Source organism: Gilliamella sp. B3801 (assembly GCF_026536645.1).
Taxonomy (GTDB): Bacteria; Pseudomonadota; Gammaproteobacteria; order Enterobacterales; family Orbaceae; genus Gilliamella; species Gilliamella apicola_I.
Window position 1 is genome coordinate 30,172 of record NZ_JAFNNR010000002.1, and the last position, 16,976, is coordinate 47,147.

Sequence of the window (16,976 nt, forward strand, 5' to 3'; positions counted from 1 at the left end):
AGTTATCTCGGCTTTTATCGTTATGGATAGCAATAGTTATTTTAACAAAGTGAATTAATGATGATATTAATTATTTTTCGTTTCTTTTTTAGCTTTAATGACGATATGCATTCGTGAGGCAAATGAAAAACGAAAGATAATTATAAAAGCCTCAGAAAGAGGCTTTTTTTATGTAATGAACAATAAGCAGGAGAATTTTATGTCTCAATTAGTTGAACTGGTAAGCAATGCCAAATCCGCTATTGAAAGTGCTGATGACATTAATATGATCGAACAGATCCGAGTGGAATATTTTGGTAAAAAAGGCTATTTTACGTTACAAATGGCTTCATTACGTGATGTTCCTGCGGAAGAGCGACCAGCTGTAGGTCAAAAAATTAATGATGCTAAACAAGAAGTTGTCGAATTATTAAATCAAAAGCGAAGTTTCTTAGAGCGTCAAGCTCTTGATGCGAAGCTTGCCAATGAAACAATTGATATCACTTTACCAGGTAAAACACTTGAACTCGGTGGCCTACATCCTGTCACCAAAACGATTCATCGTTTAGTTGAGTTTTTTGGCGAACTCGGGTTTGTTGTTGAAACAGGTCCAGAAATTGAAGATGATTATCATAATTTTGATGCATTAAATATCCCTGCTCATCATCCTGCTAGAGCAGATCATGATACTTTTTGGTTTGATGCTAAACGTTTATTACGTACTCAAACTTCTACCGTACAGATTCGTACCATGGAAAATCAAAAACCACCAATTCGAATTATTGCACCGGGCAGAACTTATCGTAATGATTACGATCAAACTCATACACCAATGTTCCACCAAATGGAAGGGCTATTAGTTGATAAAAATATTAGTTTTACTCATTTGAAAGGGCTATTACATGATTTTCTTCACTGCTTTTTTGAAGATGATATGGAAATTCGTTTTAGACCCGCTTATTTTCCGTTTACCGAACCTTCTGCCGAAGTTGATATTAAAGCTAAAAATGGTAAATGGTTAGAAGTATTAGGGTGCGGAATGGTACATCCTAATGTATTACGAAATGTAGGTATCGATCCAGACGTATATAGTGGTTTTGCCTTTGGTATGGGAATCGAAAGATTAACCATGTTACGTTACGGTGTCACTGATTTACGTTCTTTCTTTGAGAATGACTTACGTTTTTTAAAGCAATTTAATTAATTCTGGAGATCAAAACATGAAATTTAGTGAAAGTTGGCTACGTGAATGGATCAATCCAGAAATAAGTAGCGATACCTTAGCCGATCAATTAACCATGGCAGGCTTAGAAGTTGATGATGTTGAGGTAGTGGCAGGTAACTTTTCGGGAGTTGTTGTCGGGAAAGTTGTTGAATGTAAGCAACATCCAAATGCAGATAAGCTAAGAGTTACCAAAGTAGATATTGGAAAACCAGAATTACTCGATATTGTTTGTGGTGCACCAAATTGTCGTCAAGGATTAACTGTTGCTTGTGCAACTGTTGGTGCAATTTTACCCGGTGATTTTAAAATTAAAGCCGCAAAATTGCGAGGTGAACCATCAGAAGGGATGCTCTGCTCTTATTCAGAACTTGGTATAACGGACGAGCATAATGGCATAATTGAATTACCTGATGATGCTCCTTTAGGGCAAGATATTCGTGAATACCTGAATCTTAACGATGTTTCAATTGACATCAGTGTAACGCCAAATAGAGCTGATTGTTTTGGAATCATTGGTGTCGCTCGTGATATTTCAGCAGTGAACAATATTCCAATGAAATCACTTCAAGTTGAAAGCGTGCCTGCAACAATTTCAGATACATTATCAATCCAAATTGATGAGCCTAAAGCTGCGCCTCGTTATTTAGGGCGTGTTATCAAAAATATCAATGTAAACGCAATAACCCCACTTTGGATGAAAGAAAAATTACGTCGTGGTGGAATACGGTCTATTGATGCGGTTGTCGATATAACAAATTTTGTTTTGTTAGAGCTTGGTCATCCAATGCATGCATTTGATCTTGCCGAAATAGAAAAGGGCATTATTGTGAGATATGCTCGAAAAAGTGAAAAAGTTGTTTTACTTAATGGCAATGAAACTGAATTGAATGATCAAACTTTAGTTATTGCGGATCATGATAAAATACTTGCCTTAGCCGGTATTATGGGCGGAGAAAAATCTGGTGTGACTCAATCGACGAAAGATATTTTTCTTGAATCGGCCTTCTTTGCACCATTAGCTATTACCGGGAAAGCTCGTGAATATGGTCTGCATACTGAAGCGTCTCATCGGTATGAAAGAGGAGTTGATCCAGCTTTACAAAGCATTGCAATGGAAAGAGCAACACAACTTATCCTCGATATTTGTGGCGGTGAGGTCGGACCGATTGTTGACAAAACCAGTTCAACTGAATTGCCAAAATCAGCTAACATACAACTACGCCGTAATAAAATTGATAGCATAATTGGTTATACAATTGATACACAAAAAATAACTGATATTTTAGAAAGACTTGGATGTAAAGTTAATTATAAAAATGAAATTTGGTCAGTTGAAGCACCAAGTTGGCGTTTTGATATACAGATAGAAGAAGATCTCGTTGAGGAAGTGGCGCGTATTTATGGATATAACAATATTCCAAACGCCAACTTAAACATTGAGTCTGTCATGCAGCCAAAACCAGAAGGTCAAATTTCATTAGCTAGAATCAAAGATTTATTAGTTGATAAAGGTTATCAAGAAGCTGTAACTTACAGTTTTGTTGATCCAAAAGTACAACAAATTTTGCATCCTGATTTAAACCAAATTCACTTACCTAATCCTATTTCAAGTGAAATGTCAGTTATGCGTTTATCATTATGGACTGGATTATTAGGCGCAGTGTTATATAATCAAAACCGACAACAATCAAGAATTAGATTGTTTGAAACTGGCTTACGCTTTATTCCAGACGATAAAAGTGAATTTGGTGTTCGTCAGGAACAAATGTTATCGGGTGTAATTACGGGTAATTTATATGAAGAACATTGGACATTACCTAAAAAAGCTGTTGATTTTTATGATCTAAAAGGGGATATTGAGTCAATATTTTCGATTCTAGGATGTGCTCAAGACGTACGCTATGAAAAATCTAATTTGTCTGCTTTACATCCTGGACAAAGTGCCGCTATTTTTGTAAATGATGAAATTATTGGTTATTTAGGTGTTTTGCATCCAGAAATTGAAAAAAAATTATCTTTAAATGGTAAAACGCTTGTTTTTGAAATAAATTTAGCTAAAATTAATAACAAAAAGGTACCGTCGGCTCAGGACGTATCAAAATATCCGTCAAATAAACGAGATATTGCTATTGTCGTTTCAAATACAATTCCAGCAGCAGATATTATTTCTGAGTGTAAAAAGGCTGGTGGTGAGCAACTTATCAAAGTTAATCTGTTTGATGTTTATCAAGGCGATAACATTAAGGATGATGAAAAAAGCCTTGCTATCAGTTTGATTTTACAAGACAAATCACGTACACTTGAAGAAGAAGATATAACAAACATTGTAAGCAGGTGTGTTACTGCTTTACAAATTCGTTTCAAAGCCCTATTAAGAGAATAATAATTATGACATTAACTAAAGCTGATATTGCAGATCGTCTTGCCGATAAATTTAATATTGATCGTCAAGAAGCTAAAGTCCTTGTTGAACTTTTTTTTGAAGAGATACGAGTGGCTTTAGAAAAAGGGGAACCTGTTAAATTATCTGGGTTTGGTAATTTCACTATTCGTGATAAAAATTCACGACCGGGTCGAAATCCAAAAACGGGTGAAAGTGTAGATATCTCTGCTCGTCGGGTTGTTACCTTTAGACCAGGAATTAAATTTAGAGATCGCGTAGAAAAAAACCTAACGCTTTAAAAGTTAGGTAAGTATTCGTGTGATAATTAAACGACCTTTTTTTGATTGATTAAAGAAAGGTCGTTCAATTTTTTTTATTAAAAAAATGTTTGTATTAATTAATTGATTCAAGCATAATACGACCTCCTCAATGGAGGCTCTATGGGTCCTCTTGCAACATTTCTTTGCTCATCAGGTCAGGTCCGGAAGGAAGCAGCCAAAGTAAAAAATATGTGTGTGGGATGTGGCTGATAGGGTCTCCTCCAAACTATCTGCAATGCTTTAATCTTTTCAAAAACAAAACTAACTAACTGATCATTCTATATAACAACATATAGCCATCCTATCTAATAGAAAGAAGTATTTTTGTTGAATTAATATAATAGGCAATTTTCTAGGCTTTTTATTAAAAGCTAAAAACAATATGGAGTAGATTTATGATGCGAGTAGGGCTATTTATACTGACTAACTTAGCAGTAATGTTTGTCTTTGGTATTATCCTAAGTATATTGGGGGTAGATGCTCACAGTACTTTAGGATTATTGTTTTTTGCAGGTATATTTGGCTTTGGTGGTTCATATATATCTCTTTTATTCTCTAAAACAATAGCATTAAAATCGGTTAAAGGAAAACTGATTAAACGTGCGGCCAATGCTCAAGAACAATGGTTATTAAATATTGTTCATCATCAAGCTGAACAGCTTGGTTTAAAAATGCCAGATGTGGCTATTTATGAAGCTAATGATATGAATGCATTTGCTACAGGAGCAAGTAAAAATAGTTCATTGGTTGCCGTTAGCTCTGGTTTATTAAGTACGATGTCACAAGATGAAGCAGAAGCTGTCATTGCTCACGAAATGAGTCACATTGCTAATGGAGATATGGTTACAATGACTTTATTACAGGGTGTAATTAATACATTTGTTATTTTTATATCCAGACTATTAACTTCATTGGCAACTCAAGCCATGGATGAACGTAATCGAGGATCATCCCAAATGATTTATTATCTAATTGTTATGGTCTTTGAAACCATTTTTGGTATTTTGGCAAGTATTATTACTATGTGGTTTTCACGTCACCGTGAATTTCATGCTGATGCTGGTTCGGCAAAATTGGTAGGTGCAAATAAAATGATTGCTGCATTAGAAAAGCTAAAAACAAGTTACGAACCTAAAGAAGATTCATCAATAATGGCATTTTGTATAAATGGTGCGAAAAAAATTAAAATTTCAGAACTATTTATGTCTCATCCGCCATTAGACAAACGTATAGCGGCTTTAAAAGCACGAAATTATTTTAAATAGAGATCACAAAATAATATTTTATTAAATAAAAGTATTAACCCGTTATTATTGACAAGTCTAAGTGAATTCACTATAACGCTTGTCAATAAAATAGAACACTAAAAATTATAAGTATTTTTGAGAATAAACGATGTCACAAATGGATCAATATCAGAATAAAAACCGATTAGAATTACTAAGCCCTGCAAAAAATATTGAAATTGCAATGCAGGCAATTTTACATGGTGCAGATGCGGTATATATAGGCGGACCTAGTTTTGGCGCTCGTCATAATGCAGGAAATTCGGTTAGTGATATTGCAAAATTAGTTGAATTTGCACATCGTTATTACGCTAAAGTTTTTGTTACGTTAAATACGATTCTTCATGATAATGAATTAGAATCTGCAAGACAATTAATTTGGCAATTCTATCATGCTGGCGTTGATGCGTTAATCGTGCAAGATATGGGTATTTTAAATTTAGATATTCCACCCATCGATTTACATGCCAGTACTCAGATGGATATTCGAACACCAGAAAAGGCAAAGTTTTTATCCGATGTTGGTTTTTCGCAAATTGTCTTAGCACGTGAATTAAACTTAAATGAAATTACGACTATTTTTAAGCAAATAGATGCAAAAATAGAGTTTTTTATTCATGGTGCGTTATGTGTCGCTTTTTCCGGGCAATGCTATATTTCACATGCGCAAACTGGGCGTAGTGCTAATCGTGGAGATTGCTCACAGGCTTGCCGATTGCCTTTTACTTTAAAAGATGATCAAGGACGTGTTGTTGCTTACGAAAAGCATTTGTTATCGATGAAAGACAATTATCAATCAGATAATTTAGAATCGCTAATCCAAGCTGGTGTAAGATCGTTTAAGATAGAAGGGCGTTATAAAGATTTAACTTATGTAAAAAATATTACTGCACATTATCGACAAAAATTGGATAACATCCTTTCAAATTCATCGAATTTAACGGCTGCTTCTAGTGGCAAAACAGAATACTTTTTTACACCAGATCCCAAACGAACATTTAACCGTGGTAATACAGATTATTTTGTTACTGGTCGAAAACCTGACATTGGTGCTTTTGAGTCGCCAAAATTTATTGGATTACAAATTGGTGAAATAACTAATGTAACCGCTCAGTATATTGATATTAAATCTGAAAAAATGTTAACTAATGGTGATGGTCTAAATGTCCTCATTAAACGAGAAGTGTTTGGATTTCGAGCAGATAAAGTCGATAAATTAGGTGCTAATCAATATCGGGTTTATCCAAATGAAATTCCTAAATCGCTTAATACCATCAAATTGCCTTTTATTGTTAATCGTAATTTAGATCATTTATGGCAACAAAACTTACTCAAAGATTCAAGCGATCGTCGTATTGGTGTTTCGTTTGTGTTGTCTAATATCGATAATGGAATTCAGTTGATAGCCAAAAGTGAGGAGGGTATTTGTGTCGAATTAGATCTGATTGGTCAATTTGATTTGGCGAATCAAACTGATAAAGCGTTAAAAAATATTCAAGATAATCTATCTAAACTTGGGCAAACTATTTATTATTTGTCTGAGCTTATTATCGATTTATCGATAATTTATTTTATTCCCAGCAGTCAACTTAATCAATTCAGACGAGACATTATTGAAAAATTAACTTCAGCAAGGTTAGCAAGCTACCAAACCAATAAGCGTAAGCCTGAAACTAATCCAAAACCAATTTACCCCGATAATCAATTAACTTATTTAGCTAATGTGTATAATCATAAAGCCCGTGAGTTTTATAAACAACATGGTGTTCAATTAATAGAAAGCGCATATGAAGCTCATGAAATTAAAGATGATGTTCCTTTGATGATAACAAAACACTGTTTGCGATTTGCGTTCAATTTATGTCCAAAACAAGCTAAAGGTATTCAAGGTGTCAAAACAAAAGTCACACCAATGAAGTTAATACAAAATAATAATGAAGAGCTCATTTTGAAATTTAACTGTAAAGCGTGTGAAATGCAAGTTTGGGGTAAAATTAAAAATCATGTTTTAAAAATGCCATTGTCAGGAAGCGAAATTATTTTCATATCTAAATAAAAATGCTTTGGTTTTGGTTCATTCAAATTTCAATACATTTATTTCAAATAATTTTTGGTGTCAAATAAACATTCAACTTTAGAAATTTTGGCAAAAAATATTAAATGCTAAAGTATGAATGTTGATGTTAATTAGAAATAGGTTATAACGCAGTAAGGCAATAAACAGTATTATCATTAGATAAAATAACAGAATTTATGGATTCCTAAACAATAAATATTATTTAACATAATATACATTATCCGCACCACGATAAACGTACGTGAATTTTCATCATTCAGCTAACCAATTTATGACGCTAATTTAAATATCTGTGGCATTTTGTACCAATCAGGAATTGGACAATCAGATACCGTAACCTGTCGAATTTCTCGAACTGAAATCGGGCTGAATTTTGCCAGATTGCAACGCTGTGCAATGTCGATGCCGATTTTTCTCAAACGTGCTCTGTGTATTCGAACCTGTGATTTGTTAAAATCAAATGTTTGACCGTGTGCCCATTGAATCGCATACATTGCAGTAGTATTTGCTGAACGTGTGGTTTCTACTACGCCACACCTTATTAATTGTTCGCTAATAGTTTCAAAATCCATCGCATTAACCGCCAGTTTTTTATCTAAATTTAAAAATTCATCATGTAATTCATTTAATCGTTCATAGTTTGATAATCCCCAATAATGTGAAAACATATCTGTATAAATTTTGTTATGCGTTCTAGATAATAAATGTTACATTATTATTTAGGATTAGGATTAAATCGTGTTATGGTTTGGTAATTTTGACAGTGATTTTACGATAACCGTTTCAATTATTTTTAAGAAAAAGGATTCCGGGTAATTGCATTTATAGTTAGATATAGATAATGAGTTAAACAAAAATATGACAATTAATAATGATATGGTTTTAGCTGTTCCAATAGCTGTTTTATTGGTTATTTTGATATTATGTATGAGTTATGTTGATAGAACTTATCTAAATAACACGATTGAAAAACTTTTTAAAAAAAGAAAATTTAGAATTATTTTGGCTGTTATCATGATATTTATTGTACTTGTCTTTTTTGACGGTAAACATAAAGGCTTATTTTTTATGATTTAACGGATTGTATTTAGCCAGTTGGGTATTCTATAATAAATTAATAATTATTATTAATAAGTGAGCTTTAAAAAATTAACTTGAATTCGTAATTATAAATCATTGAACTAGATTTAATTTTCTACTTATAAATCTTATATAACGCCCTATTCTCTATGAACATTATAGCCATATGAATGAAAAAATATTTTAGATTTTTATTGTTTTTAATCAATTGGATAAGATTTGGATAATGTATATTATGTTAAATACAATCATTATTACGAACTTAAAATAATTTTCAGTTATATCTCCGTTTTGCTAAACCCTACTTTCAATTCAAAATTGATTAAAAGTTCTATAACTATCAGATCAAACCGTAATTTAACCTTTTAGAGTGATAGTCAATATCATAATATAAAATCGATTATCTTTAGTATATAATTGCTAACACCTATTAATACTTTTCATAATTATGCTTATTTTAATGCTTGCCTTCTGTTAATTTAAACTAAATGAACGTTTTGTTGATTAATAATTTAAACTATATGAATTGGCCAATTGTTGTTTTATCATAAAAATATGTTACTCTTGGCTAGAACTGAACTTGGATTAATGATTAATTTATTATGCAAACTACCAATAAGAATATACGATCAAAAAGTTATTCAGTTCCTTGCGAATTATGCAGTATAGGTTCTTTATGTCTACCAATGTTATTAAATAATACTTTAAATAATGTTTTGGAACGTAAAAAGACTTATGCTAAAGATGAACTCATAGTATCCAAGAGCACTGATTTTAATCGGTTTTTTATTATTCATTCTGGTGCTGTAAAAACCTATGTGACAACATCAGACAATAAAGAACAGATTAATGGCTTTTATCTACCTGGTGATATTGTTGGACTGGATTCTATATCAACTAAAATATATAATAACAACATTAAAGCGCTTACTAATACTTTAGCTTGTGAATTGCGTTATGAAGAACTAATGTCTTTAGTTGAATCAAATGCTTGTGTCAGAAGCATGATATTTAGGTTATTAAGTAATGACATTTATAACTATCAAAAATTAATTTTATGTTATTCTCAGAAAAAGGCTGATGAACGCCTAGCCTATTTTATATATTCTCTTTATAGAAGATATGAAAATCGTGGTCACACATCACTAAACATAAAGTTATCTATGAGCCGTAGTGATATAGCAAATTATTTAGGTTTAACGATTGAAACCGTAAGCCGAATTTTGTCGAAACTACAAGAACAAGATATTTTACACGTTAAAGGCAGATATATTTTCATTAAAAATTTAAATGCGCTAATAAGTTTAGGTAACTGATTTTTTTATGTTAAAATAACAAATATTTAATATACGATTTAAAAATTGTAAGGTTTATAGAATATGACGAGTTTAAAGAAAACACTTATTGCTGCTATGGTTACATTTGTTCCTATGTATTCTTATGCGGCTCAGCAGTTAACTGAAGAACAAGCAAGCAACTTGCAGTCTTTCAAACAAATTTCTGTTCGAGGTGCATTTTATACTGATAGCGATTATGTGTTGGCTATGTCTAAAGCAGCAGACAAAGAAGGTGCTGCGTCTTTCTATATTACAACGACAAATATCAGCCCTTCTAATGATACTTTGCGTATTGTTTATGCTAAATTGTACAAAGCTAATGCACCTAAAGCCGAAGAGAAAACTGACAACTTTCGCCAATTTGGTGGAGTCTACGAATACCCTAAATCTAAAGCTATTCGCCTAGAACCTTATGATATTGTTCGTATTCGTGGTTATTTCCCAAGTGAATATGATATTAATCAATCAATTGCAAAAGAAGCTTTAAACAAAGGTGCTTATGCTTACTATATTGATAATCGTTCAGAATTAGGAAGTAATTTGCAGGTTGTTGCCTATTTATTTAAGAAAGATGCACCAGAACGTAAACTTCAACCTGAAAATGCAATCCCTTATGATTCCGAAGCAGGACAATTAGCTTTAGCCCAAGGTGGCGAAGCCGCAATGCAGGTTGAAAGACCGGGGTATTATTCACCATCTGCATTTAATGAAAAGTTTTATGCTGATAAATTTAATAACAAAGTCAAAGTTATCGATACAGCTTCTTCTACTAATTCGACTGCAACGACTATTACAACAGCACAAACTAATACTTCTACTTCAGAAAAACCTGAAGTCATAAGCGAACCACAGCGTGTGAATCGTTACACTGTCACTCTTTCGGATGGTCGTAAAATTCAAGAATTAAATGATGGAACAGCAGCTAAAATGGTTCCTTTCAATACAATAAAATTCCGTGGCTATTATGTCACAGATCAGGAAATTTCATATCAAGCAGGTAAAAGAGCGATAGAAGCTGGTGCCAAGTATTATCATATTGCTAGAATTGCACAAGATACAAATGGCCCTAATATTACCGTGTTTGTTGACTTATATCGTTAATCTTTAATTTGGGCGCATTAGCGCCCTTCTCTATTAGGTTAATTTGTTATAATTCTGATTTTATCAACTCAATTTGTTGTTTAATTCTTTTAGCTGATATTGGATAAGGAGTGCCCATCTGCTGTGCAAATAAGTTAACTCTTAACTCTTCTATCATCCAGCGTATTTCAAGAACACGATTATCTAATTTCTGATTTTTTGGAAGGTTACTTAAAAAGTGATGATAATAATTCTGAATTTCTTCAATAATATTCATTGATTGTCTATCTTTTGCCGTATTAAGCATTAATTTTTCAATTCGCTTTTCAATTGCGGATAAATATCGATAGATATCATTCAATCTGTGGTAACCTGATTGTGCAACAAACCCCTTATAAACTAAATGATTAAGCTGATTTTTAATATCAGATAAGGCAAAAGCTAAAGATAAATCGACACGCCCTTTCAACCTTTTATTAATATTAAAATGAAGTGTTAAGATGGCTTCTACTTGTTTGGCTATATCAACCACAACTTGGTTAATATTCGCTTTTGTATATTCAAGTAATTGTTGATACTGCTCAGCAGTTTGAATAAGTTTATTATTCTTTCCAATCAAATAGTCAATGCCACAGGCTATACAATCATCAATAAGATCGAGTACAGTACCAAATGAGTTAAAATAGAGACCTAATTTAGATTTATTCGGTAACTTTTCATGTAAATATTTGATTGGTGAAGGAATATTTATCATGAGAAGACGTCTTAAACCAAGTTTAGTTAATCGCTGTTGCTCGATTTGATTATCGACTAACTTAATACTGACTGATTTATGATCATCTACAATGGCTGGATATGCTTTGACTGTGTAATTTTTTTGTTTTTCTTCATAAATAGCCGGTAGGGTACCAAATGTCCAATCGGTTAGGTTATTTAACTCAATTGGATTTGCTGATTTTTTAGTAGTCAATGAGGATAATGCTGATTGTATTTTAGCTTTTAATTGCTCTTTTAAAAGATTAAGATCTTTGCCATGAGCAATTTCATTACCTTGATTATCTATAATACTAAAGGTAATTCTTAAATAATTTGGAACTTGATCCCACTGCCAATCCTCATGAGTAATTTGAACCCCCGTCATTTTTCGAAATTCATGCTCTAATGTTTCAAGTAACGGATGTTTGATCGATGTTACTCTACTTAAGAATGCTTCAGCATAATTAGGTGCAGGAACCAAACTGCGCCGTAAAGACTTAGGTAATGATTTAATAAGGGATACTATCAATTCTTTTCTAAAACCGGGTACTTGCCAGTCAAATCCATCATTTTTGATTTGATTCAATATATCAATAGGAATTCTAACAGTGACACCGTCACGGTTATTACCTAAATCAAACTCATAATTAAGAGGCAGTTTGAATTGATCTTGATACCAATAATCAGGGAACTGAGTTAAATCAATCAATTGTGCTGATTGGTTAATTAACATCTGTTTTTCAAAATTGAGAAAATCAGGTGAATTTTTTTGCTTTTGCTTCCACCAATTGTCAAAATGTTTAACTGAAACAATTGATTTATCAATACGCTGATCATAGAAATCAAATAACTGATCATCATCGATTAAAATGTCTTGACGACGGGATTTGTGTTCAAGATCTTCGACTTCATTAATCAACTTTTGGTTTAGTTTATAAAATTTATGATTAGTAATCCAATCCCCTTCTACCAAAGCATGTCTTATAAAAAAGTGACGGGATAACACAGGATCTATCTGGCTGTAATTTACAATTCGATTTTGGACTATAGGCAATCCAAATAATGTCACTTTTTCATTTGCAATTGTAGTGCCCTGTTTTTTTGACCACCTAGGTTCACTATAGCTGTATTTCACTAAATGTTTAGCTATGGGTTCAATCCATTCTGCATCAATTTTAGCTACTGTTCTCCCCCATAGTCGGCTGGTTTCAACAAGCTCACTGGCAACGCACCATTTAGGTTGAGTTTTAAATAACACTGAATTTGGAAAAATGGCAAACTTGATATTTCGAGCACCAAGGTATTCGTTTCTTTCAATCTCTTTTAAACCAATATGTGAAAGTAGACCACTTAATAAAGCCACATGTAATGATCGATAATCTGCGGGTTGACTATTGATTGGAAAAGATAATTGTTTAATGGTCTGACGAATTTGAGTATAGACGTCTTGCCATTCACGAATGCGGAGATAATTCAAATACTCTTTCGGGCATAACTTTCTAAACTGATTACCCGATAACAGGGTTTGTTGCTCTTGAATATAATTCCATAAATTAATAAAAGAAATAAAATCTGAATCTTTATCTGCAAAACGTTTGTGCTTCTCATCTGAAGCCTGTTGTTTATCAAAAGGGCGTTCTCTTGGGTCTTGAATTGACAACGCTGCGGTTACTATCATAACTTCTTTAGTGCAACCTAATCGTCTTGCTTCAACTAACATTCTGGCTAATCTAGGATCAATCGGTAATTGTGCCAAAATTTTGCCTATTTGAGTTAAATGATATTGATGATGCTTAGTGAATATGGCACCAAGTTCTTCTAATAAACGAATTCCATCACGAATATATTTTGAATCGGGAGCCTCGACAAAAGGAAAAGCAGCTATATCACCCAAACCTAACGATGTCATTTGTAATATGACAGAAGCAAGATTTGTACGTAAGATTTCAGGGTCGGTAAATTCAGGGCGAGATAAAAAATCTTGTTCATCATAAAGACGAATACAAATACCATCTGAAGTACGTCCACATCGACCTTTTCGTTGATTAGCTGAAGCCTGCGATATGGGTTCAATCGGTAAACGTTGAACTTTAGTTCGATAACTGTAGCGACTTATTCTGGCCAGTCCAGGATCGATGACATATTTAATTCCGGGTACGGTTAATGAAGTTTCCGCTACATTGGTAGCAAGCACAATGCGTCGTTTAGAATGTGGTTGAAAAATACGGTTTTGCTCGGAAGCAGATAACCTAGCGTATAACGGTAATATATCGGTATGACGTAATTCAAGCTTGTTTAGTGTATCGGCTAAATCACGTATTTCTCGCTCACCAGTTAAAAATATTAAAATATCATCTGAACTCTCTTTTGATAACTCATCAATTGCATCAATGATAGGTTGAAAATCACTATTTTTGTTAATCTCTTTATCATCTTCGTTATCATATATTGGCGGACGATATCGTACCTCGACAGGATAGGTTCTTCCAGATACTTCTATAATAGGCGCATGATTAAAATGGTTAGAAAATCGCTCAACATCAATGGTTGCAGACGTTATGATCACTTTCAAATCAGGGCGTTTAGGTAACAATTGTTTCAGATATCCCAAAATAAAATCAATATTAAGACTACGTTCATGAGCTTCATCGATAATGATAGTATCGTATTGCAATAAAAGTTTATCTTTTTGAATTTCAGCCAGCAAAATGCCATCAGTCATTAATTTTATCAATGTGGTATCACTAACCTGATCAGAAAATCTGACTTTATAACCGACTAACTGCCCTATTTCGGTATTTAACTCTTCCGCTATGCGATTAGCGACAGAACGGGCTGCAAGCCGCCTTGGTTGGGTATGTCCAATATATCCTTTTACACCTAAACCTAATTCTAGACAGATTTTAGGAATTTGTGTTGTTTTACCGGAACCAGTTTCACCTGCAATAATTACCACTTGGTGCTGCTGAATCGCATGGTAAATTTCTGATTTTTTTTCAGCCACAGGTAAATTAGACGGATATTCAATCTGTGCAGGTAAAGACGTCAATCTTGCTTGATAATGTGAAACAGCTTGAGTTACCGCTAAATTGATTTTTGCTAGATCTTGATTATTCTTAGCAAGCTTCAATATTTTATGCTTGTCTAAGAAAGACATTGATTCTAGAAATTTAATTTGCTGTTGAGATAACATAAAGAGTAAAATATTTGTAAGTAATTTTAATTAAATCTATTATAACAAATTTAAACTATCATTAGGAGTTAAGATGAAAAAGACATTACTATTAACATCATTATTTGCAGGAGCTTTAGTAGTAACTGGATGTGGAGAATCAAATAAAATTAAAGCTGAAGATTTGTTACATCACCATTTTGTATTGGTAAAAGCGAATGGACAAGATGTTTCTTCAGATAAAGCTGCAGAACTTGAGTTTGGCGAAAATATGAATATTACTGGAAAAATGTGTAACCGATTTGTCGCAAAAGTTACCTTAGAAAATGAAACAATCAAAGGTGCAGGCGTTGGTATGACAAAGATGCTTTGTAATGATGAACAATTAGATAAGTTAGATGGCATTATTACCCAAATGATTACAGAAGGTGCAAAAGTCAGCTTGAACAAAGATCAATTGACATTGAAAAATGAAAGCAATGAACTCATTTATCAACTTAAAGATCTGATGTAATAGCAATGAATGTCGTTAAGAACATCTTGCCATTTGTATTCGTTAATTAGGATGATTCTTCTTTTGTTTTCGTCAAATATAATCTAGTTTTTTTGATAAAAAACTTTATTTAAAGTGTGGTTAAGACTATAATAAACACAGATTTTTAAGGATATATATTTTTTGATGAAAATATTTAATTTTTCAAAGATTGCAGTTAATACAAGTAACTTTTTGGGTTACTGCTAACTTATTACATACCAATGCATGGGCATTGGTTTTTTTTTGCGTGAACATAATTAAAAACAGTTTATTTAAAATTAAACTTCAACCTTAACAACTAGTAGATAATATTATGAAAAAGACAAAAATCGTTTGTACTATTGGACCAAAATCAGAATCAAAAGAAATGCTAGCTAAGTTATTAAATGCAGGCATGAACGTAATGCGTTTGAACTTTTCCCATGGTGATTATGAAGAACATGGAAATCGTATCAAAAACCTACGTGAAGTCATGCAAGAAACAGGTTTAAAAGCAGCAATTATGCTTGATACTAAAGGTCCTGAAATTCGTACAATTAAATTGGAAGGTGGGAATGACGTTTCACTAGTTGCAGGTCAAACATTCACATTCACAACTGACGAAACAGTCATTGGGAACGCTGAGCGCGTAGCTGTAACATATAAAGGTTTTGCTCAAGATCTTAAAGTGGGTAATCGCGTTCTTGTTGATGATGGCTTAATTGCGATGGAAGTCAAAGAAATAAAAGGCAACGAAGTCATCTGTACCGTATTGAATAATGGTGATTTAGGTGAAAACAAAGGTATTAATTTACCTGGTGTTTCAATAAAATTACCGGCACTTGCAGAAAAAGATAAAAATGACCTTATTTTTGGTTGTGAACAAGGTGTTGATTTTATCGCTGCGTCATTTATTCGTAAACGCTCAGATGTTGAAGATATTCGCGCACATTTGAAATCTCATGGCGGTGAAGAGATTAAAATTATCTCTAAAATTGAAAACCAAGAAGGATTAGATAATTTTGATGAAATTTTGGAAGCGTCTGACGGTATCATGGTTGCTCGTGGTGATTTAGGTGTGGAAATTGCGGTTGAAGAAGTTATTTTTGCTCAAAAAATGATGATTCAAAAATGTAATAAAGCTTCTAAACCTGTTATTACTGCAACTCAAATGCTTGACTCTATGATTAAAAACCCACGCCCTACTCGTGCTGAAGCGGGTGACGTGGCAAATGCCATTATTGACGGAACTGATGCAGTCATGCTTTCAGGCGAAAGTGCTAAAGGTAAATACCCATTAGAAACCGTTAATGTTATGGCGACTATCTGTAAACGTACAGACATTACCATTCCTGCTTCTTTAGAGCTTACTGCCAAAGAAGAAAAATTACGTATTACTGCGGCTGTTTGTTGTGGTGCGGTAGAAATAGCTGAACGTCTAAGTGCGCCTTTAATTGTTGTTGCAACTCGTAGTGGTAAATCTGCTCGTGAAGTCCGTCATTATTTCCCTAGAGCGCGTATTTTAGCATTATCATCAAGTCAAAAAACGGTTAATCAATTAGCCCTAACAAAAGGTGTTGAGCCAATTTTAATTGATGCTATTAATTCAACAGATGATTTTTACCGTTTAGGTAAAGAGTTAGCTGTAAAAATTTGTGGTTTACAACAAGGTGATACTATTGTCATGGTATCTGGTGCTTTAGTACCAAGTGGCACAACGAATACCACTTCAGTTCACCGTATTTAGGTAAAGTTGCTTTAAAGCAA

The 16,976-nt window shown here is 33.2% G+C and carries 12 protein-coding genes and 1 other RNA gene; 11 read left to right on the plus strand and 2 right to left on the minus strand.

All coding sequences use genetic code 11. From position 1 onward, the window contains the following. The first annotated feature begins 199 nt into the window (after positions 1-199). From pheS to J3U14_RS01580, 6 genes are all read left to right on the plus strand, one after another. Positions 200-1,183, plus strand: a complete 984-nt coding sequence (pheS, locus tag J3U14_RS01555) for a phenylalanine--tRNA ligase subunit alpha (protein WP_267350965.1) — start codon at positions 200-202, stop codon at positions 1,181-1,183. A gap of 16 nt (positions 1,184-1,199) precedes the next feature. After that, on the plus strand, positions 1,200-3,587 hold the full coding sequence (gene pheT, locus J3U14_RS01560; RefSeq protein WP_267350963.1) for a phenylalanine--tRNA ligase subunit beta: 2,388 nt from the start codon (positions 1,200-1,202) through the stop codon (positions 3,585-3,587). A gap of 5 nt (positions 3,588-3,592) precedes the next feature. Further along, the gene (locus tag J3U14_RS01565) at positions 3,593-3,886 is read left to right on the plus strand and encodes an integration host factor subunit alpha (protein WP_065557741.1); all 294 of its coding nucleotides are present in this window, start codon (positions 3,593-3,595) and stop codon (positions 3,884-3,886) included. Positions 3,887-4,026: 140 nt separating this feature from the next. Continuing rightward, an RNA gene (gene ffs / locus J3U14_RS01570) (signal recognition particle sRNA small type) lies at positions 4,027-4,122 on the plus strand. Positions 4,123-4,302: 180 nt separating this feature from the next. Beyond that, complete coding sequence (htpX, locus tag J3U14_RS01575) at positions 4,303-5,172, plus strand: protease HtpX (RefSeq protein ID WP_267350961.1); 870 nt, start codon at positions 4,303-4,305, stop codon at positions 5,170-5,172. A gap of 139 nt (positions 5,173-5,311) precedes the next feature. After that, positions 5,312-7,249, plus strand: a complete 1,938-nt coding sequence (locus tag J3U14_RS01580; RefSeq protein ID WP_267351015.1) for a peptidase U32 family protein — start codon at positions 5,312-5,314, stop codon at positions 7,247-7,249. Between the two features lie 290 nt (positions 7,250-7,539). Here the strand turns inward: J3U14_RS01580 and J3U14_RS01585 are convergent, their stop codons facing one another. After that, positions 7,540-7,938, minus strand: a complete 399-nt coding sequence (locus J3U14_RS01585) for a phage/plasmid replication domain-containing protein (RefSeq protein WP_267350959.1) — start codon at positions 7,936-7,938, stop codon at positions 7,540-7,542. 190 nt (positions 7,939-8,128) lie between these two features. On the opposite strand from J3U14_RS01585, the gene J3U14_RS01590 reads away from it, so the two are divergent. The 3 genes from J3U14_RS01590 (at position 8,129) to J3U14_RS01600 (ending at position 10,788) form a co-directional block, all read left to right on the plus strand. Then, the gene (locus tag J3U14_RS01590) at positions 8,129-8,347 is read left to right on the plus strand and encodes a hypothetical protein (protein WP_267350958.1); all 219 of its coding nucleotides are present in this window, start codon (positions 8,129-8,131) and stop codon (positions 8,345-8,347) included. A gap of 605 nt (positions 8,348-8,952) precedes the next feature. Then, complete coding sequence (locus J3U14_RS01595; protein ID WP_267350956.1) at positions 8,953-9,666, plus strand: helix-turn-helix domain-containing protein; 714 nt, start codon at positions 8,953-8,955, stop codon at positions 9,664-9,666. 63 nt (positions 9,667-9,729) lie between these two features. Beyond that, the gene (locus J3U14_RS01600; protein ID WP_267350954.1) at positions 9,730-10,788 is read left to right on the plus strand and encodes a YdgH/BhsA/McbA-like domain containing protein; all 1,059 of its coding nucleotides are present in this window, start codon (positions 9,730-9,732) and stop codon (positions 10,786-10,788) included. Positions 10,789-10,834: 46 nt separating this feature from the next. Here the strand turns inward: J3U14_RS01600 and hrpA are convergent, their stop codons facing one another. Continuing rightward, entirely contained in the window at positions 10,835-14,716 is a 3,882-nt protein-coding gene (hrpA, locus tag J3U14_RS01605) for an ATP-dependent RNA helicase HrpA (RefSeq protein ID WP_416380141.1), read from the minus strand. Between the two features lie 73 nt (positions 14,717-14,789). On the opposite strand from hrpA, the gene J3U14_RS01610 reads away from it, so the two are divergent. Continuing rightward, positions 14,790-15,209 (plus strand): META domain-containing protein, encoded by a 420-nt coding sequence (locus J3U14_RS01610; RefSeq protein WP_065557749.1) that lies wholly within the window; start codon positions 14,790-14,792, stop codon positions 15,207-15,209. Positions 15,210-15,543: 334 nt separating this feature from the next. Continuing rightward, positions 15,544-16,956, plus strand: a complete 1,413-nt coding sequence (gene pykF / locus J3U14_RS01615) for a pyruvate kinase PykF (RefSeq protein WP_267350949.1) — start codon at positions 15,544-15,546, stop codon at positions 16,954-16,956. Positions 16,957-16,976: the final 20 nt, after the last annotated feature.